Annotated in this window: 16 protein-coding genes; 9 read left to right on the top strand and 7 right to left on the bottom strand. The window is 60.9% G+C overall.

The annotated features are described in order from the left end of the window. The first annotated feature begins 214 nt into the window (after positions 1-214). The 4 genes from QWI18_RS06160 to QWI18_RS06175 are packed head-to-tail and all read left to right on the top strand — an operon-like array spanning position 215 to position 4,719. Entirely contained in the window at positions 215-886 is a 672-nt protein-coding gene (locus QWI18_RS06160; protein ID WP_296307915.1) for an RDD family protein, read from the top strand. Then, a complete protein-coding gene (locus QWI18_RS06165) occupies positions 883-1,863 on the top strand; it encodes a stage II sporulation protein M (RefSeq protein ID WP_369318431.1) in 981 nt (326 codons plus the stop codon). Before QWI18_RS06160 ends, QWI18_RS06165 begins: the two co-directional genes overlap by 4 nt. Further along, complete coding sequence (locus QWI18_RS06170) at positions 1,850-3,496, top strand: DUF4129 domain-containing protein (protein WP_369318432.1); 1,647 nt, start codon at positions 1,850-1,852, stop codon at positions 3,494-3,496. Before QWI18_RS06165 ends, QWI18_RS06170 begins: the two co-directional genes overlap by 14 nt. Next, a complete protein-coding gene (locus QWI18_RS06175) occupies positions 3,493-4,719 on the top strand; it encodes a DUF4350 domain-containing protein (RefSeq protein ID WP_369318433.1) in 1,227 nt (408 codons plus the stop codon). The genes QWI18_RS06170 and QWI18_RS06175 overlap by 4 nt, the downstream gene beginning before the upstream one ends. A gap of 51 nt (positions 4,720-4,770) precedes the next feature. Here QWI18_RS06175 and QWI18_RS06180 read toward each other — a convergent pair whose 3' ends face one another. Both QWI18_RS06180 and QWI18_RS06185 read right to left on the bottom strand, forming a co-directional pair. Continuing rightward, on the bottom strand, positions 4,771-5,445 hold the full coding sequence (locus QWI18_RS06180) for a zeta toxin family protein (RefSeq protein WP_366927118.1): 675 nt from the start codon (positions 5,443-5,445) through the stop codon (positions 4,771-4,773). Between the two features lie 53 nt (positions 5,446-5,498). After that, positions 5,499-5,762, bottom strand: coding sequence for a hypothetical protein (locus QWI18_RS06185; RefSeq protein WP_192132812.1), 264 nt, complete (start codon positions 5,760-5,762; stop codon positions 5,499-5,501). A 298-nt stretch (positions 5,763-6,060) separates the two neighbouring features. On the opposite strand from QWI18_RS06185, the gene QWI18_RS06190 reads away from it, so the two are divergent. Both QWI18_RS06190 and QWI18_RS06195 read left to right on the top strand, forming a co-directional pair. Then, on the top strand, positions 6,061-7,182 hold the full coding sequence (locus QWI18_RS06190) for an AAA family ATPase (protein ID WP_369318434.1): 1,122 nt from the start codon (positions 6,061-6,063) through the stop codon (positions 7,180-7,182). Further along, entirely contained in the window at positions 7,179-8,534 is a 1,356-nt protein-coding gene (locus tag QWI18_RS06195; RefSeq protein ID WP_369318435.1) for a DUF58 domain-containing protein, read from the top strand. The genes QWI18_RS06190 and QWI18_RS06195 overlap by 4 nt, the downstream gene beginning before the upstream one ends. Positions 8,535-8,545: 11 nt before the next feature. On the opposite strand, the gene QWI18_RS06200 is transcribed toward QWI18_RS06195, so the two are convergent. Continuing rightward, positions 8,546-8,905 (bottom strand): PilZ domain-containing protein, encoded by a 360-nt coding sequence (locus tag QWI18_RS06200; protein WP_369318436.1) that lies wholly within the window; start codon positions 8,903-8,905, stop codon positions 8,546-8,548. A gap of 314 nt (positions 8,906-9,219) precedes the next feature. Then, positions 9,220-9,594, bottom strand: coding sequence for a tol-pal system YbgF family protein (locus QWI18_RS06205; protein ID WP_369318437.1), 375 nt, complete (start codon positions 9,592-9,594; stop codon positions 9,220-9,222). A 179-nt stretch (positions 9,595-9,773) separates the two neighbouring features. Between QWI18_RS06205 and pyk the strand changes: the two genes are divergently transcribed. Together pyk and QWI18_RS06215 are read left to right on the top strand one after the other, a co-directional pair. Continuing rightward, positions 9,774-11,225 (top strand): pyruvate kinase, encoded by a 1,452-nt coding sequence (gene pyk, locus QWI18_RS06210; RefSeq protein ID WP_296312849.1) that lies wholly within the window; start codon positions 9,774-9,776, stop codon positions 11,223-11,225. 224 nt (positions 11,226-11,449) lie between these two features. After that, complete coding sequence (locus QWI18_RS06215; RefSeq protein ID WP_369318438.1) at positions 11,450-12,688, top strand: hypothetical protein; 1,239 nt, start codon at positions 11,450-11,452, stop codon at positions 12,686-12,688. Positions 12,689-12,724: 36 nt separating this feature from the next. Here QWI18_RS06215 and QWI18_RS06220 read toward each other — a convergent pair whose 3' ends face one another. Next, positions 12,725-13,663, bottom strand: a complete 939-nt coding sequence (locus QWI18_RS06220) for an iron-sulfur-binding ferredoxin reductase (protein WP_369318439.1) — start codon at positions 13,661-13,663, stop codon at positions 12,725-12,727. Beyond that, the gene (locus QWI18_RS06225; protein WP_065993172.1) at positions 13,656-14,774 is read right to left on the bottom strand and encodes a GGDEF domain-containing protein; all 1,119 of its coding nucleotides are present in this window, start codon (positions 14,772-14,774) and stop codon (positions 13,656-13,658) included. The genes QWI18_RS06220 and QWI18_RS06225 overlap by 8 nt, the downstream gene beginning before the upstream one ends. Positions 14,775-15,175: 401 nt before the next feature. Between QWI18_RS06225 and QWI18_RS06230 the strand changes: the two genes are divergently transcribed. Then, positions 15,176-16,699: a fumarate hydratase gene (locus QWI18_RS06230; RefSeq protein WP_369318440.1), complete on the top strand. Its 1,524-nt coding sequence runs from the start codon at positions 15,176-15,178 to the stop codon at positions 16,697-16,699. 74 nt (positions 16,700-16,773) lie between these two features. Here QWI18_RS06230 and QWI18_RS06235 read toward each other — a convergent pair whose 3' ends face one another. After that, positions 16,774-17,931, bottom strand: a complete 1,158-nt coding sequence (locus tag QWI18_RS06235; protein ID WP_065992236.1) for a phosphatidylserine/phosphatidylglycerophosphate/cardiolipin synthase family protein — start codon at positions 17,929-17,931, stop codon at positions 16,774-16,776. Positions 17,932-18,022: the final 91 nt, after the last annotated feature.

Below are 18,022 nucleotides of genomic sequence, written 5' to 3' on the forward strand. Positions count from 1 at the left end.
CTGCGACACAGTTTGTGCGAAAGTGTCGGCTGTCTGTGGGCAGCAAGTTGTAACAGGACCCTTCCCACACTGTGTCCAGAATCATCCGGTTGCTTAGCCGCTCCGGCGTGGCTAGCATCAAACCTCTTTCACCGGCGTACCTTTCTTTATGTCCCTTTCCCATGCAGAGCCAGGAATTGCTGCGCCGCTTGTCCTGCTGGACACCCGTGTTCGCATGGAAACGCCCGAGGGCATAGACCTCATCCTGCGCCCCGCCGGTTTACTGCCCCGCTCCGTTGCGTTCGGCATCGACCTGATGATTCGCGGCGTATTGCTGGGTGTCCTGTTTTTTGTGCTGGGAACACTGGGCGACTTCGGCACCGGACTGTTCATGCTCGCGCTGTTTCTCGGAACCTGGGGCTATATGGTGCTCTTCGAGGTGCTGCACCAGGGGCGCACGCCGGGGAAACAGATCATGGGGCTGCGGGTCATTCATGATGACGGCACGCCGATTGGCTGGTCGGCCTCAGTGCTGCGCAACCTGCTGCGTTTCGTCGACATGCTGCCCTTCGGCTACTGCGTTGGCGGGTTCACCTGTTTGCAGCACCCGTTGTTCAAACGCCTGGGGGATCTGGCGGCCGGCACGCTGGTCATCTATCGGGATTTACCCCCGCAGCGGTCGTCACTGGCAGAGGCCACTGCGGTGAGCCCACCGCTGCCCCTCTTGCTGGAGGAGCAGCGCGCCATACAAGCCTTTGCCGAGCGTCACGACACACTTTCTCCGGCGAGGGCTCAGGAGCTCGCCGCCATCGTCACGCAGCCGTTGCAGCTGGCTACCTCGCCAGATCCGCACTATCCGGTCCAGCAACTACACGGCATCGCCCGCAGCCTGGCCGGTTCGTCATGAAGCAGAGCCTGTTCGAACAACGCCATGCAGACGACTGGCAGCGTTTTGCAACGCGTCTTGAGGCGCTGGAAGGGAGTCGACGTAAAAGCGAATCCGGTGCTGGCTTCAGCCGCGAATACCGTCAGATCTGCCAACACCTTGCGCTGGCGATTGACCGTGGGTACGCCAGTTATCTGGTCGAGCAACTGCAACAGCTTGCGATGCGCGGCCACCAACAGTTGTATCGCCACCGAAGCCAGTTCACTGCGCAGTTGCTGAGCTTCGTGCTGGCGGACTTTCCGCGGCTGGTGCGTGCTGAATGGCGATGGGTTGCCCTCGCCGGCCTGCTGTTTTTTGGCAGCCTGACGCTCATGGCGCTGCTGGTCTACGGCTATCCGGATCTGGTCTACAGCGTCGTCAGCCCGGCCGATGTCGCCGAGATGCACGCGATGTACGAGCCCGCCGCGCGGCGCATCGGGCAGACGGCCGAGCGCGCATCGAGCACTGACTGGCTGATGTTCGGTTACTACGTCATGCACAACGTCGGCATTGCTTTCCAGACCTTCGCCAGCGGCCTGCTCTTCGGCGTCGGCAGTCTGTTTTTTCTGTTCTTCAACGGGCTGATGATTGGCGCGGTTGCAGGCCATCTCACCGACGCGGGCATGGGGGCAACTTTCTGGCCGTTCGTGGTCGGACACAGCGCCTTCGAGCTGACCGGCATCATGCTGGCGGGTGCGGCGGGGCTCAAACTCGGATGGGCGCTGGTGGCGCCTGGTCAACTGCGCCGGAGCGAGGCGCTCCAAGGCGCTGCCCGGACCAGCGTACGACTGATCGGCGGGGTCATGATGTTCCTGCTCATCGCCGCATTCATTGAAGCGTACTGGTCGTCGATGAGCTGGCCACCAGCGATGGCCAAATATGGGGTGGGCGCTTCTTTGTGGCTGCTCGTGGGCGCCTACCTGACGCTTGCCGGACGCACGCCCCATGCGCCTGACTGACGCCAGCGTTGTCATACGCCCACGTACGCCCTGGGAGGCCATCGACCTGGGCGTTCTTCTGGCGCAGCGGCATCGCGCGTTGCTGATGACCAGTTGGGCCATCGTCACCTTGCCGGTCTTCGCACTGATTACCCTGCTGCTGTGGGATTACCCGTCGGTGGCAGTGCTCGTGTTCTGGTGGCTGAAGCCGGCCTACGAACGGCTCCCGCTGCTGATTCTGTCCCAAGCGCTCTTCGGCTCGGCACCTTCGCTCAGGCTGGCGCTGAAAAGCTTCCCGTCCGCACTCAAACCGCAGTTGATAGCGAGCCTGACGTGGCGCCGTCTGAGCCTCAGCCGCAGCTTTTATCAGCCGGTGCAGCAACTCGAAGGACTCGACGGGTTGCCGCGTGCGCAGCGGATTGCCGTGCTTGGACAGAAGGATTCCCGGGCGGCGCGTCTGCTGACCGCGCTGGGCAGCACCGTTGAAATGATCTTCTGGATCGGCCTGATGGTGCTGTTCTACGCCATGATTCCGCCACAGATTGAGGCGGACTGGTCGTGGCGCAGCTTGCTGGACATCGAGGGTGAGTGGAACTGGCTGGAGCATCTGACCAACGGGTTTTATGCCTTGGTCCTTATCGTCTGGGGGCCGGTGTATGTGTCGTGCGGGTTCGCGCTGTACCTCAATCGCCGAACCGCATTGGAGGCGTGGGACATCGAACTGGGTTTCCGCAAGCTGCGTCAGCGTGTTATGGGCAGCGCACTGGCGTTGCTACTGGGCGGGTGCCTTGCACTGACGTTGCTGCCGTCTTCCGCCCTGGCAGAGTCGGCGCTAAACCCGTCGATGACAGACCCGTCAATGGCGGACGAAATCCCCGGCGAATCGGGCAATAGCTGCCCGTTGCCGCCGCTGGACAACCCGCAGACGGACGAGAACGTGGCCTCGCCGGATTCCCCTCGCCTGCGTAATCAGTTGCTGACCAGCCAGGCGTCACAGGACGCCATCCATTCAGTGCTTGAGCAACCGCCGTTTAAAAATCCCAAACCAGTGTCCGGCTGGCGCATCGCCCAGCCAAAACAGGATGCCAGCCATGATGCCAGGTCAGCCGAGACACTGACCTGGCTGGCGCGGCTGGTCGTCGGCCTGCTCAACGTGGGCAAAACCTTATCAACGCTATTCGGGGCACTGTTATGGACGCTCGTCGGCCTGACGGTCGCGTGGGTGATCTGGCGCTATCGGGCCTGGGTCGCCACCTTCGTTGGTAAACGCACGCCCAAGGCAATTGCACCACAAGACCTCCCTCAGCAACTCTTTGGCCTGCAGGTTCGGGCTGAAAGCCTGCCGACGGATGTCGCCGGTGCAGCGGAGAGGCTGTGGCAGCAGTCACCACGCGAGGCGTTGAGCCTGCTTTACCGCGCACTGCTGAGCCGCCTGTTGACGGATTACCAGCTGCCGCTGAGAAGCGCAGACACCGAGGTCCAGATACTGGCGCGGATCGCCGAGCTCAAGCAGCCCTCCCTCGATGACTTCAGCCATGAGCTGACGCACCACTGGCAGAATCTCGCGTACGGGCACCAGATGCCGCCGGATCAGGCACGGCAGACGTTGTGTGCAGACTGGCGGAAGTTGTTCGCGCAAGGGCCAGGGGCATGAGCCGGCGCTGGATCATCGGACTGGTCGCCACGCTGATGCTGGCAAGCATTGCCATCGCCAGTGTGCCCGTACTGAAGCGGCTCGAGCGTTACCAGGAAACCGTCGATCAGGGCCCTTCTCCCGAGGCGCTGGCCAACCCTTACCTCGCCGCTCAGACGTTCCTGCGTCAGCGGAACATTCTGGTGAAGACGGTCGAAACGCTCGCCACTCTCCCGGATATCCAGGACCAGCCGCAGACGCTCATGCTGCTGGATTTCCGCGACAAGATGACGCCGTCCGAGGTCCAGCGCTTGCTGGCCTGGACCCGTTCGGGAGGCCGGCTTCTGTTTGTTGCGGAACAACTGTGGGACCCGACCAAGGGGAGCAGCGGCGACCTGTTGCTGGATCAATTGCAGATTCATCAATTTCTCACCCTGGATCTGCAAGAGCAGGACCGCGAACGTCAGCGCGAACAGCTCAAGCCGGTCATCCCGCTGAGCACTCCGGACATTCAAGGCCCCGAAACGCCGTGGCCCGAGTTGACCCGGCTATTCCTGCAAAATGAAAGCGATCCGGCCTACATGAGCTTCGACCCGGCCTTCCACCTGGATGACCCCGAGGATCATGCGCAGTCATGGGCCAACAGCGCTGACGCCACGCACCTGCTGCAAATGGTGTACGGCTCCGGATTGATCACCGTCGTCACCGACGCCGACCTCTGGAAAACCCACGCCATCGGCGAATACGATAATGCCTGGCTGCTCTGGTACCTGAGCCAGGACAGCACCGTTACGATGGTGCTGCGCACGGAACACGACAACCTGTTCGGTCTGCTCTGGAAATACTTCCCACAAGCCCTCCTCACGCTGACGCTGTGCCTCATCGCAACGCTGTGGCATGCAGCCATGCGCCATGGCCCGATGCTGCCAGTCCTGTCACGTGGCCGCCGTCAGCTCAGCGAGCACCTGCGGGCAAGCGCCGACTTCATGCTCCGCCGCGAAGGCCAGCACGCCGCGTTGCGCGCCTTGCAGCAAGACATCCTGCGCCGCGCCCGGCAACGGCATCCCGGTTTTGAAACCCTGGCCGTCACCGAACAATGGCAAACGCTGGCGCGCATGACGCGTCAGTCCACCAGCAGCATCGGCCAGGCATTGCGTCCGCGGCCGGAGCAGCGCCTGTCCAGCAGCGAATTCACCCGTCAGGTTGCATACCTGCAAACCATCAGGAATGCCTTGAACGGGTAGAAGGCGAACCCACAGTCTCATGACGCTGCACTGGCTACTGGAGATGCCGAATCAGTCTTCGACTGCACCAACAACTTTGTTGACGTAATTCTCGACGAACCAATCAGGCAAATCCTCGAACCGAAATTCGAAATCAATGCCGTTGGTGACCTCGGCAAGCAAAACGGCCTCAGCTTCCGAGTTATCGAAAATGTAAGCACGATCGGTCGCCTCGACTGCAGCAGGAAGCAAATCAAGCGAGCCCTTGTAGCGCTTGCGGATTTTGTCTTCAGGTACGTTGTGACCACCTTCTGCAACTCGGTTGGCGACTCTCTGGATGTTGATGTCCACAGAATCAGTGGAAACGTAATAGAGGTAGGTACGGTAGCCCTTGCGCTGTGCCAGCTCCAGAAACTCGACTTTGTCAGGGCTGGACATCACCGTTTCAAAGGTGAAATTTTCGCCGAGTTCAAGCAGCTGATGTCGAATGAAATCTGCAATCGCCGACGCGAAGTAGGAATCCATGGGTACAAACGTGAAGTCAACGCGATCGCCATTCAGACCGATTAACTTTGCCTGGCCCTGTCTGTTGAATCTGACGAGCAGCGCGTGCTCATCGATAAATGAATGCAATGCCTGGGGGGTGGTGCGAATTGTGTAGCTGGAAAGGTCCAGAAAACCGGTTTCTTTGACTTCGTGTTCGATGTCATCCGCGTTGACGTAGATACCGAAGGTTCGCCGGGACAAATCCCTTCATCGTGGATTTACCGCTGCCATTGGGCCCTGCCCAGCAGCGTGCCCTAGGCACTGGTTTTCAGCCGGCGAACCTTAAGCACTTTGCCGAGCTGGACTTTGGTACGAGGCTTGGCTTCGGCGATCACCCGCATCGAGCCGTCAGCTTTGGCTTCAACCATATTCGTACCCTGGATGCGATAGACAGTCAGGCCTGATGACAACGCTCGGTAATACGCCGAAACGGTCGCGCTTGCAGCCAATACGGGGATTTTGTCCTCAAGATTCAACATGTCTTCTTCGGACAATGTGTTTAATTCGACCTGAGCCATGGCGTTCTCCGGCATTCAGTTTCATTTGGTAAGGAGGTTCGTCGTGATTCTAGCCCAAGTGGGGCCGCCAATCTCGACCCGGTTGTTTAACAGGACCCGAGCGAATCGCTTGAGGGTTCTGGACATCGACTCAAGATCGGACAAACATGGCTCCGGCTCTGTTCGACCAAGCTTCGACACGGCATCGCTGTCGACCTTTGAGTCTCCATATATTCACAAGATGCGGCGAGCCATGCAGCTCGCTCAAGACGCCCCGACATAATCCCCCGCAAATTCAAATGAGGTAAGCGCTCGATTTATGGACGATAAAACGGACCTCAACGTTAGCAAAACGCCTGAGCATGGGAGCGATCAACCGACCGAGCCAGGCCACGCCGCCAATCACCTCCCCACTCCAGAACACGGGGCCGTGGACCACAAGCACATCGAGCCAGCCACCCCCTCGGGCAGCAATCCGGCGCAGCAGCGCCAGCGCGCGATTCATCTGGCGCAGGCGGTGCGGCACGAGTTGCAAAAAGCGGTGATCGGCCAGGACGCCGTGATCGATGATGTACTGACTGCACTGATCGGCGGCGGCCATGTGTTGCTTGAAGGCGTTCCCGGGCTGGGCAAGACGTTGCTGGTACGGGCGCTGGCCCGGTGTTTCGGCGGCGAGTTCGCGCGCATTCAGTTCACCCCTGACCTGATGCCCAGCGACGTCACCGGCCATGCCGTTTATGACATGCAGAGCGAGCAGTTCAAGCTGCGCAAAGGGCCGCTGTTCACCCATCTGCTGCTGGCAGACGAGATCAACCGCGCACCGGCGAAGACTCAGGCCGCGCTGCTTGAGGCGATGCAGGAACGTCAGGTCACGCTGGAAGGCCGCGCCCTGCCGGTGCCGCAACCGTTCATGGTGCTCGCGACGCAGAACCCGATCGAGCAGGAAGGTACTTATCCGCTGCCTGAAGCCGAACTCGACCGCTTCATGCTCAAAGTGCGTATGGATTATCCCCAAGCTGATCAGGAGCTGGAGATGGTCCGCCAGGTGACCCGTTCGACGCGCTCCGACATGCTCGACATCCAGCCCCTGCGCACCTTGATGCAGGCGAAAGATGTGCTGGCGCTGCAACGCATCGCCGGCGATCTGCCGGTGGATGAACAGGTCCTCGATTACGCCGTACGGCTGGCCCGCGCCACCCGTACGTGGCCGGGCCTGACACTCGGCGCGGGGCCGCGAGCATCCATTGCTTTGATTCGGGGAGCCCGCGCGCGTGCACTGTTGCGTGGCGGCGAGTTCGTCGTACCCGACGATGTCAAAGGTTGTGCGCTGGCGGTGCTGAGGCACAGGGTCAGGCTGGCCCCGGAGCTGGACATCGAAGGGTTGTCGGTGGATCACGTGCTCAAGCAATTGCTGGATCAGGTGGCGGCGCCGCGCCGATGAAACAACTGCTCAAGCCTTCGACCCGCATGCTCTGGTGGCTGGCCGTTCTGCTCGGCGTGTCGGTGCTACTCGGCATTTTGCAGGCATTGGGTCGAGGCCCCGTTGCACGGCTGGATGGCTTTTTCTGGACCCTGCTGTGGGGAATGGCTGCCGTGGCAGGACTGGATGCAGCATGGCTGTGGCGCTTGCCCTCCCCTCGGGTCAAGCGGCATTTGACCGGCAGCCTTGGGATGGGACGCTGGAGCGAGGTGCGGGTCGAGCTGGAACACGATTCGCCCCGCGCGCTGCATATGACCCTCTTTGATCACGGCCCCTCCGAGCCGGACGCCCGCTACGAAACCGACAATCTGCCCCAGGTCGTCGTGCTGCGGCCCCAGCGCACGGCCCAGCTGACCTATCGGCTGCGGCCGGCCAGCCGGGGGGATTTCACTTTCGAACGGACCGAAATCCTCATGCGCAGCCCGTTGCGCCTGTGGTCATCCCGGCGGTATGTGCCCAGCCATGACGCCGTCCGGGTGTACCCTGATTACGCCCGGCTGCAGAACGGGCAGTTGCTGGGCGTCGAGAACTGGCTCAGGCAGATCGGCATCCGCCAGCAACCGCGTCGGGGACTGGGCCTGGAGTTTCATCAGCTGCGCGAATTTCGTGAAGGCGACAGCCTGCGCCAGATCGACTGGAAAGCCACGGCCCGGCATCGCGCGCCCATTGCCCGGGAATATCAGGATGAGCGCGATCAGCAAATCCTGTTCATGCTCGACTGTGGCCGACGCATGCGCAGCCAGGACGGCGAGTTGACGCATTTCGACCATGGGCTGAACGCCTGCCTGCTGTTGAGCTATGTGGCCTTGCGTCAGGGCGACGCGGTCGGTCTTTCAACCTTCGCGGGCGATCAGGACCGGCATTTGCCACCCGTCAAAGGCGCGGGGCAGCTGAACGTGCTGTTGAATCACCTCTACAACGTCAACGCGACCCAGCGCCCCGCCGATTATGCGGTGGCGATGCGAGCCCTCCTCGCGCGGCAGAAGCGACGGGCGTTGGTGGTGTTGATCACCAACCTGCGGGACGAGGATGACGAGCAATTACTCGAAGCGGTCAAACAGCTGAGTCGCCATCACCGGGTGCTGATTGCCAGTCTGCGCGAGGCCGTGCTCGACGATCTTCGTCAAGCGCCGGTGCACACCTGGCAACAGACCGTGGACTATTGCGGAACGGTCGACCTGCTCAACGCACGCAGCGGGCTGCATGAGCGTTTGATCGCCCATGGCATCCCTGTGCTGGATGTGCGCCCCAGTGAGCTGGGGCCAGAGTTGGTAAGCCGATACATGAGCTGGAAAAAAGCCGGCGCGCTGTAGGGCGCCGGCCTTCAGGCGGACGCTTCGAGCGGATAGAAGCTGAAATAGCGCTGCAAGGCCTGAATGAGGACAAAGTATTCCGCCGGCGCCGCTTGCACACGGAAGCCGGAATCGAATATGCGCGGGGTTTCGTCTTCCTGACACCACAGGCAACTGGCGTCGATATCGATGTGGTAGAGGCCGTTCTTGCCGTCAGGCACTTTCAGGCGCAGCTGAAAATCGGCCCCCACCAGAATGGGCAGATCGCTGATCAGCATCAGGCCCTGCTCTGACACGTTCCCCAGACAACCCAAGGGTTTATCGGTGTACCGGTTAAACACTTGCAGGTAGTAAGGCAGTTGGTGACGCTCTATTCGTCGTTCATTAAGCATGCGGACACTCGCCCTGAGATGACCATTGAGCATGGCCGCGCTAGTGCTTTGGGATTCGGTTGCACGGAACTGCCAGACCCGTAAAGCCAGAACCCATCAATGGATAAGCCCATCACGGCATCTGACTCACTCGGTACTGGCAAAAGTCACTGACTCCCATAGCCGATCGGCGTCAAACACCCCTATCGAGCTCGCTTTCGGATCAGTGGCACTGCCACCTTCGTCAAAACACTTAGGTCCCTACCCATCGCAGCCTAGCTCAGGTTTTCCCGATATCCACTCGAAAACGCTACCGTACATCCACTCGGGTGTAACTAACGTGAAGCAGGGCGCGGTGTGGCGGGCGGCGCCAGGTTGTCATGGCCGAGCTGGTGCAGGGTGTCCAGACGGGCCTCGGCGCGGAACGCGTATTCGCTTTCCGGGAACTGGGTGATGATGTACTGGTAGGTCTGTACCGCATCCATGTAGAACTTCTGGCGCTCCAGGCACTGACCCCGCAACATCGACACTTCGGGCTGCACGTAGCGACGCGAACGGCTCTCCCGGTCCACTTTCGACAGGTTGTACATCACCGCGTCACAGTCGCCCTGGGCGTAGGCGCGGTTGGCATTGTTCAAATGGCTGTTCATTGCCCAGCGGGTGCAACCACCCAAGGCAAGCAGCGCCACTAATATCATCACGATTCGCATGAGAGTCTCCTGTGCTCAGCCCTTGTATCGGCGTATTCCTGGATTTCTTCAAGGCCGATTTGAGCCCCGCCGGCCTGCCGATTGCCCAGCGATCAGGGGGTCAGGTAGTGCAAAGGAACAATGACTACAGAGCAATACAGTAGTAGCCTCTCGCTGCGCTTCATTTAAGGAGTTTGTGCATGACCGTTCGCCGCACCAAAATCGTAGCCACACTGGGCCCTGCCAGTAATTCGCCAGAAGTCATCGAGAAGCTGATTCTTGCTGGCCTGGACGTCGCCCGCCTTAACTTCTCCCACGGCACGCCCGACGAGCACAAGGCTCGCGCGAAGCTGATCCGCGACATCGCCGCCAAGAACGGTCGGTTCGTCGCGTTGCTGGGTGACCTTCAAGGCCCGAAAATCCGCATCGCCAAATTCGTCAACAAGAAGATCGAGCTGAAGGTAGGTGACAAGTTCATCTTCTCCACCAGCCATCCTCTGACCGAAGGCAACCAGGACATCGTCGGTATCGATTACCCCGATCTGGTCAAGGACTGCGGCGTCGGCGACGAGCTGCTGCTGGACGATGGGCGCGTGGTCATGCGCGTCGACACGCAAACCGCCGATGCACTGCATTGCACCGTGACCATCGGCGGCCCGCTGTCGGATCACAAAGGCATCAACCGTCGCGGCGGCGGCCTCACGGCACCGGCGCTGACCGAGAAAGACAAGCAGGACATCAAACTCGCTGCCGAAATGGACCTGGATTACCTGGCCGTTTCGTTCCCGCGTGACGCGGCCGACATGGAATACGCGCGCAAGCTGCGTGACGAATCCGGCGGCACGGCCTGGCTGGTGGCGAAGATCGAACGCGCCGAAGCCGTTGCCGACGACGACACCCTCGATGCCCTGATCCGCGCCAGTGACGCGGTCATGGTTGCCCGTGGCGACCTGGGCGTGGAAATCGGCGACGCCGAGCTGGTGGGCGTCCAGAAGAAAATCATCCTGCACGCGCGTCGCCACAACAAGGCGGTGATCGTTGCCACGCAGATGATGGAATCGATGATTTCCAGCCCCATGCCAACCCGCGCTGAAGTGTCCGACGTGGCCAACGCCGTGCTCGACTACACCGACGCCGTGATGCTGTCCGCTGAAAGTGCCGCGGGCTCATACCCTGTGGAAGCCGTTGAAGCGATGGCGCGTATCTGCGTCGGCGCTGAACGTCATCCGACCGGCAAGACCTCCAGCCACCGCGTCGGTCACTCGTTCACCCGTTGTGACGAAAGCATCGCGCTGGCCGCCATGTACACCGCCAACCACTTCCCTGGCGTGAAAGCGATCATTGCGCTGACTGAAAGCGGCTATACCCCGCTGATCATGTCGCGCATTCGCTCCTCGGTGCCGATCTACGCGTTCTCCCCGCACCGCGGCACCCAGGCGCGCGCGGCGATGTTCCGTGGCGTCTACACCATTCCGTTCGACCCGGCCGCACTGCCGCCTGGTCAGGTCAGCCAGTCGGCTGTGGACGAACTGGTCAAGCGCGGTCTGGTTGAGCAAGGCGACTGGGTCATCCTGACCAAGGGCGACAGCTATCACACCATCGGCGGCACTAACGGCATGAAGATCCTTCACGTCGGCGACCCAATGGTTTAAGCGACACCGCAACACGAAAAAGCCCCGCCTCGTGAGAGTGCGGGGCTTTTTTATGTCCGCACGGCGCCCAACATGCTGACTGCCGTGTGGAACAGACCGACCCGGTACTAGCCAAAGCAGTATCCAGTTCAGGCACGCATTCCCACTGTCATTTATGTCAGTAGCTCCGGTAAAAACGCAGGTCTACAGTTAACAGTTCAGATGACCATCGGAAGGGAAATCACATGAACAAGGAAACTATCGTCAGTGGAAAACCGGACCTGACCTTCGGTACCGGTGGGCTCGCACACTTACCTCCGACCATGAGGTATGCAGGTAATGTGATGTGGAAGCCTGGCGCGGATGCTCTGGTGGTCGGCGCCTCCGAGCAAGACGGGCATTTTCTCGTCACGCGCTTGCTGAAAGACGGCAACGTTGATGTCACGTTCGGAAATAACGGCATCATTCAGGGCCAAATACTACTTGAGCAGATATCGATGGGTGTGAGTGCCTTCGACGTCGAATCCAGTAAGACAGTCATTGTGGTGAACACCTCGACCCCCGGCGGTGGGTATATCCCCTGTGCAACCCGATACGAAGAGGGCGGCATCCTCGACCTAAATTATGGACAAGGTGGCATCCTGCAGCTTGCTTATCCCGGGACCCTCGGCAGTGACCACCTGCCGGCTCATGACCGCCTGCCGAATGTCGAGAGCCAGCGGCAGTCACTCGCGACGACAATGCCAACCGGATCAACGGGACTAACGCCCTCCGGCAAGCTCATAGTGGGTTGGTGGTACGTCAACGAAAGAAAGACCGTTATTTACCAGGTTGATGACACTGGCAAACTGGACACTTCCTTCAATGGAGTGGGTTACGTGACTTACCCAGAGGCGCTGGGCTCTAGCTCACTGAGTGCGTTATTAATCCTGGCATCGGGGAAACTCCTCGCCGTCGGCGAGCATAGAAGTGAATCCGGCGCCTTCTATCCATTTTTGGTTCGGTACAACGCGACTGGCACGCTGGATAATGAGTTTGGAAAGGACGGAAGCGGCGTCGTAGAACTTCAATCGGACCAATATGCCGGTTATATCCTGAACGGCTGTATTGAAACCGAAGTGGGGAATCTGATCATTTTTGGTCGGGATGCCGCAGGCAATGCCCGGCTTATAGGTCTTGTGGGTGACGGCAGCATTGATCCGTCGTTTAGACCCGACAAAGTCCCCGATGTATTCGAGTGGCTTAGCGCAGCATACGACGGAGACAAACTCGTCGCTGCGGGCCATACGTCTGACCCGCGCTACGTCATCATCGCGCGCTACAACACAGATGGCTCTATTGATCCTGCATTCGGGTCCGATTCAGGCTGGGTACGCCTCGACTACCCCGGCATACCCGAGTCTCCGACGCCGTACGACGTAAAAGCCGTGGATGAAAAGATACTTATAGCCGGCGGCAGCTTCGTCACGCGTATTCTTGCCTGAGGGTGTGTGGGGAGCCAGAAAACGATTGGCGGACTGTCAGCCCTTCTCCACAAATACGTCCGCCAGCAACTGACTGCGCGGCAGTCCTGCGATGAAGAGCCGCTTCGAAAACGCCTCGACGCTGGCGGGCGACCCGCAGACCAGCGCAATGGTCTGACGAGACGTCACGCGCAACCCACTCAGCTCGGCCGCAAAGTTTTCCTGATTGATCAGCTCCACGCGCAGGTTCGGATGCTGGATCGCCAGCTCGCCCAGAGGCCCTGCCAAGTAATGCTCCCGAGGTTCGCGCGCCAGATGCATCAGGCGAATTTCACCCTGATGGTGCTGCCGCAACGCCTCGTGCAGCACACCCCACAACGGTGCCAATCCGGTCCCCGCCGCCAGCAGCCATAACGGCCGATCCTGCCAGTCAGGGTCGTAATGCAACGCGCCGCCTTGAAGTTCGCCGAGACGGACAGGATTGCCCGGTTGCAGCCTACGGGCGACATCAACGAAAGCGCCCGGGCGCTGGCAGTCGATGTGAAACTCCAGAAAGGGATCGTTCCCCGGCACACTCGCCAACGAGTATGGCCGTGCTACGCCGCTCTCGGTCCACAGCACCAGATGCTGTCCGGCACGATAGCGCAACGGACGTTCGGGGTTCAGTCGCAAGCGCAGCACCGATGCCCTGAGCCAGTCAGCCCCGACGACGGTTGCCGGCAAGCCATCGCGCAAGGGATCGAAGATCTCAACGGTCAGATCGCTCGTCACCCGGCACTGGCACGACAACCGCCAGCCCTGGGCGCGCTTATCGGCCTCCAGCGCATCGGGCGCGGCGTCCAGCGGATCGCCACTGACGCAACGCACCATGCACGTGTGGCAACTGCCGGCGCGGCAACTGTAGGGGACGGACAACCCGGCGTCGTTAAGCGCGTCGAGCAAATTCGCCGCAGGCGCCACCGACCATTGCCGGTCCCCCACACGCAACTCAGGCATCGGCGTAATCCCAGGCGCCGTGGCAACGGTTGCGGCCCTCGTGCTTGGCGCGATACAGCGACTGGTCGGCGCGTTGCAGTGCGCGGTCCATGTGGTCGCCACGCTCAATGACGGCCATGCCGATGGACAGGCTCAGGTCCAGTTCAGGAAACTCCGGCAGCGTGACCCGGGTAAACGCCAGCCGGATACGTTCGCAGCAATCGACCAGCTGCGCACGGGTGCAGCGAGGGATAAGCAACACGAATTCTTCACCGCCATAACGCGCGAGGATGTCGTCGGAGCGAAGGCACTGGGCAGCGGTTTTGCCGAACACCTGCAGCACCCGATCCCCCGCCGCGTGACCATGGATATCATTGACCCGCTTGAAGTGATCCAGGTCGATGAGCGCCAGCCCGGCGGTGTAATTGCCGTCCATGAGCTCAAGTTCGCGGGTCGCTATGCGCAGGAAGTGACGGCGGTTGTAGAGGTTGGTGAGTTCGTCGGTGGACGCCAGCTCTTCGAGCTGGAGCATCATGCCGCGCAGGGTTTCCTGGTGCGCCTGCAAGGTGATGCGGCGCTGGTGCATGCGATTGCGCGAGTTCTGCACGAAGCGCGCGAACAGGCACAGCCAGGAGAAAACGATGAACAGCGCGCAGGTCTGAATCACCGCCAGCCCCGGATCGGCGAGGCGTCCGCGGCTGGCGTCCCACAGGTTGACGCCGGCGAACCCCAGCAAGGCAAACAGGGCGCAGCGCGCGAAAATACTGGGGCGCAGATGAAACAATCCGAACATCAGCACCAGCACGTAAACGAGCAGAAAGGTGCCGCGGGAGGCTTCCGTATGGCTAATCAGAAACGTCTGCCAGCCCAGCCCCAGCAACACCTGAAACTCGGTCAGGCTGGGGTCTTTGAAGCGTCGGTTGTAGCCACCGAAAAACACCAGGCTCAACGCGGCCTGACAGAAGAGCACCAGCACACTGGTGCACCAGATCCCGAAGAAGGTGGCGTGATAGTAGCCGGTAAAATACGCCATCCATACGAGCATCAGCCCCAGCACGTAGGTGCCGGTAGCGAGCGCGAAACGTTTCAGCAGCAAGCGCTGGATAGTTTGGGCATTCACTCGTTGACTCATCATGGGTATTAAGGGTCCGTCCCGTACCGGCAAGATGACCTGTGATACTTTTCAGGCACCAGATCGAAGCAATCCTGCGCCGTGCGCGGTAATGCAGGCAGCTTGCCACTGTAGTGCTTGCGCAAAAAAATGACTATTCAAATTCCTGTGTTCCAGACGGCCGTAGCAATCTGTTTCACCGGTGTTTCGGTCTATACGTTGTACGATGTTCGACCATTGATTGGCGCTCGGCAGATGTACCTTATTTGACCTCGGGTTATACTGCCGCGCCTTTTTTACCCCGGCCTGCCGAGGTGTTGCCCGGCTGTCTGACGCCTGATCAAGATGCTTTCATCCGGCCCAAGCGGTCCCGTCGCCACCCGCAATTCGAATGTTCCCGCCAAATCAGAGGAGCGCGCCCAATGACCGTGATCAAGCAAGATGACCTGATCCAGAGTGTCGCTGACGCCTTGCAGTTCATTTCTTACTACCACCCCGTTGATTTCATCCAGGCCATGCACGAGGCCTACCTGCGAGAAGAGTCGCCCGCCGCACGCGACTCCATGGCCCAGATTCTGATCAATTCGCGCATGTGCGCCACCGGTCACCGGCCAATCTGCCAGGACACCGGCATTGTGACCGTGTTCGTCCGCGTCGGCATGGACGTGCGCTGGGATGGCGCGACCATGGGCCTGGACGACATGATCAACGAAGGCGTGCGTCGCGCCTACAACCTGCCGGAAAATGTCCTGCGCGCCTCGATCCTCGCCGATCCGGCCGGCGCCCGCAAGAACACCAAGGACAACACACCTGCGGTCATTCACTACTCCATCGTTCCGGGTAATACCGTGGAAGTGGACGTGGCGGCCAAGGGCGGCGGTTCGGAAAACAAATCGAAGATGGCGATGCTCAACCCGTCCGACTCCATCGTCGACTGGGTGCTGAAAACCGTGCCGACCATGGGCGCTGGCTGGTGCCCACCCGGCATGCTCGGCATCGGCATCGGCGGTACGGCCGAGAAAGCGGCGGTCATGGCCAAGGAAGTCTTGATGGAATCCATCGACATCCACGAGCTCAAGGCGCGCGGCCCGTCGAACCGTCTGGAAGAAATGCGTCTGGAGCTGTTCGAGAAGGTCAACCAGCTGGGCATCGGCGCCCAGGGCCTCGGCGGTCTGACCACCGTGCTCGACGTCAAGATAATGGATTACCCGACCCACGCAGCGTCCTTGCCGGTCTGCATGATCCCCAACTGCGCCGCCACCCGCCACGCCCACTTCGTCCTCGACGGCTCCGGCCCGACTTCGCTGGAAGCGCCACCGCTGGACGCCTACCCGGAGATCGTCTGGGAAGCCGGCCCGTCGGCGCGCCGTGTCAACCTCGACACGCTGACGCCGGAAGACGTGCAGAGCTGGAAGCCGGGCGAAACCGTCCTGCTCAACGGCAAAATGCTCACCGGTCGCGATGCTGCGCACAAGCGCATGGTCGAGATGCTGAACAAGGGCGAAACCCTGCCGGTAGACCTGAAGGGCCGCTTCATCTATTACGTCGGCCCGGTTGATCCGGTCGGTGACGAAGTGGTGGGGCCTGCCGGGCCGACCACCGCGACGCGGATGGACAAGTTCACCCGCCAGATCCTTGAGCAGACCGGCCTGTTGGGCATGATCGGCAAATCCGAGCGCGGCCCGACCGCCATCGAGGCGATCAAGGACAACAAAGCGGTTTACCTGATGGCCGTTGGCGGCGCCGCTTATCTGGTCGCTCAGGCGATCAAGAAGTCGCAAGTGCTGGCGTTCCCGGAGCTGGGCATGGAAGCGATCTACGAGTTCGAAGTCAAGGACATGCCCGTCACGGTTGCCGTCGACAGCAAGGGCGAGTCGGTTCACATCACCGGCCCCGCCATCTGGCAGAAGAAGATCAGTGAAAGCCTGGCGGTGGAAGTGCAGTAAGCGTTTCAATCGCTAAAACGAAAAAGCCCGACCTGCGTGTCGGGCTTTTTTGTGGGCGATGGTTGCGGAGGCGTTTACCCCCGCCGATCCAGCACGTTCACCACCAGCCGATCCAGCCATCCCCATACGCGCTCCTGAACCCGTCGCCACAGCGGTCTGGATTTCCAGCCGTCCAGGGTGATTTCACTGCTCACGGCAAAATCCTGGGTGAAGCTGGCGGCCACGGCACGGGTCAGCGCGGGGTCGATCGCTTCGAGGTTGGCTTCCAGGTTGAAGCGCAGGTTCCAGTGATCGAAGTTGCATGAGCCGACGCTGACCCAGTCGTCGATCAGCACCATTTTCAAGTGCAGGAAGCACGGCTGGTATTCGAAGATTTGCACCCCGGCCTTGAGCAAGCGCGGGTAATAACGGTGGCCAGCGTAGCGAACCGAAGGGTGATCGGTGCGCGGACCGGTGAGCAGCAGGCGCACATCGACGCCCCGAGAGGCCGCTCGGCGCAAGGCACGGCGAACTTTCCAGGTCGGCAGAAAATACGGGGTGGCCAGCCAGATGCGCGTCTTGCTGGTGTTCAGTGCACGCACCAGTGACTGCACGATATCCCGGTGCTGACGGGAATCGGCATAGGCCACACGACCCAGCCCATTCCCGCTGACGGGTGCCTTGGGCAGACGCGGCAGACCGAAGTTTTCCGCAGGCCGCCATGCTCGCCGCCGAGGGTTGGCGTGGAACTGGCGGTCGAACAACGCCTGCCAGTCGATCACCAGCGGCCCGCGAATCTCGACCATCACCTCATGCCACTCGCTGCTGTTCAGGTCCGGGCGCCAGAACTCGTCGGTGACACCCGTCCCGCCCACCACCGCCAGCTCTTTGTCGACCAGCAGCAGTTTGCGGTGGTCGCGGTAGAGGTTTCGAAAGCCACGCCGCCAATGGACGGGATTATAGAAACGCAGAATCACGCCAGCGTCGGTCAGGCGCTTGCGCAGACTGATCGTGAACGCCGCGGCGCCGAAACCATCGAACAGACACCTCACGATGACCCCGCGATTCGCCGCACCGACCAGCGCCTGCACGATCGCCTCGGCGCAGGCCCCGGCTTCCACCAGATACAGTTCAAGCTCGATTTGCTGCTGCGCGCCTTCAATCGCAGCGATCATGCGCGGAAAAAACGCCGGGCCGTCGATCAGCAGGTTGAACTGGTTTTCTTCACGCCAAGGAAAAATCGCGCCTCTCATGGGCGGCTCGCCGTGGCGGTCGAAGCGCAGGCATCCAGGGTGTTTGCCGCACAGGCAAGAGAGGAAGGAAAGCGAAGGGACATGCGGACTC

The sequence above is a fragment of the Pseudomonas sp. W2Oct36 genome (assembly GCF_041060465.1).
In the GTDB taxonomy this organism is placed as follows: domain Bacteria; phylum Pseudomonadota; class Gammaproteobacteria; order Pseudomonadales; family Pseudomonadaceae; genus Aquipseudomonas; species Aquipseudomonas graminis_B.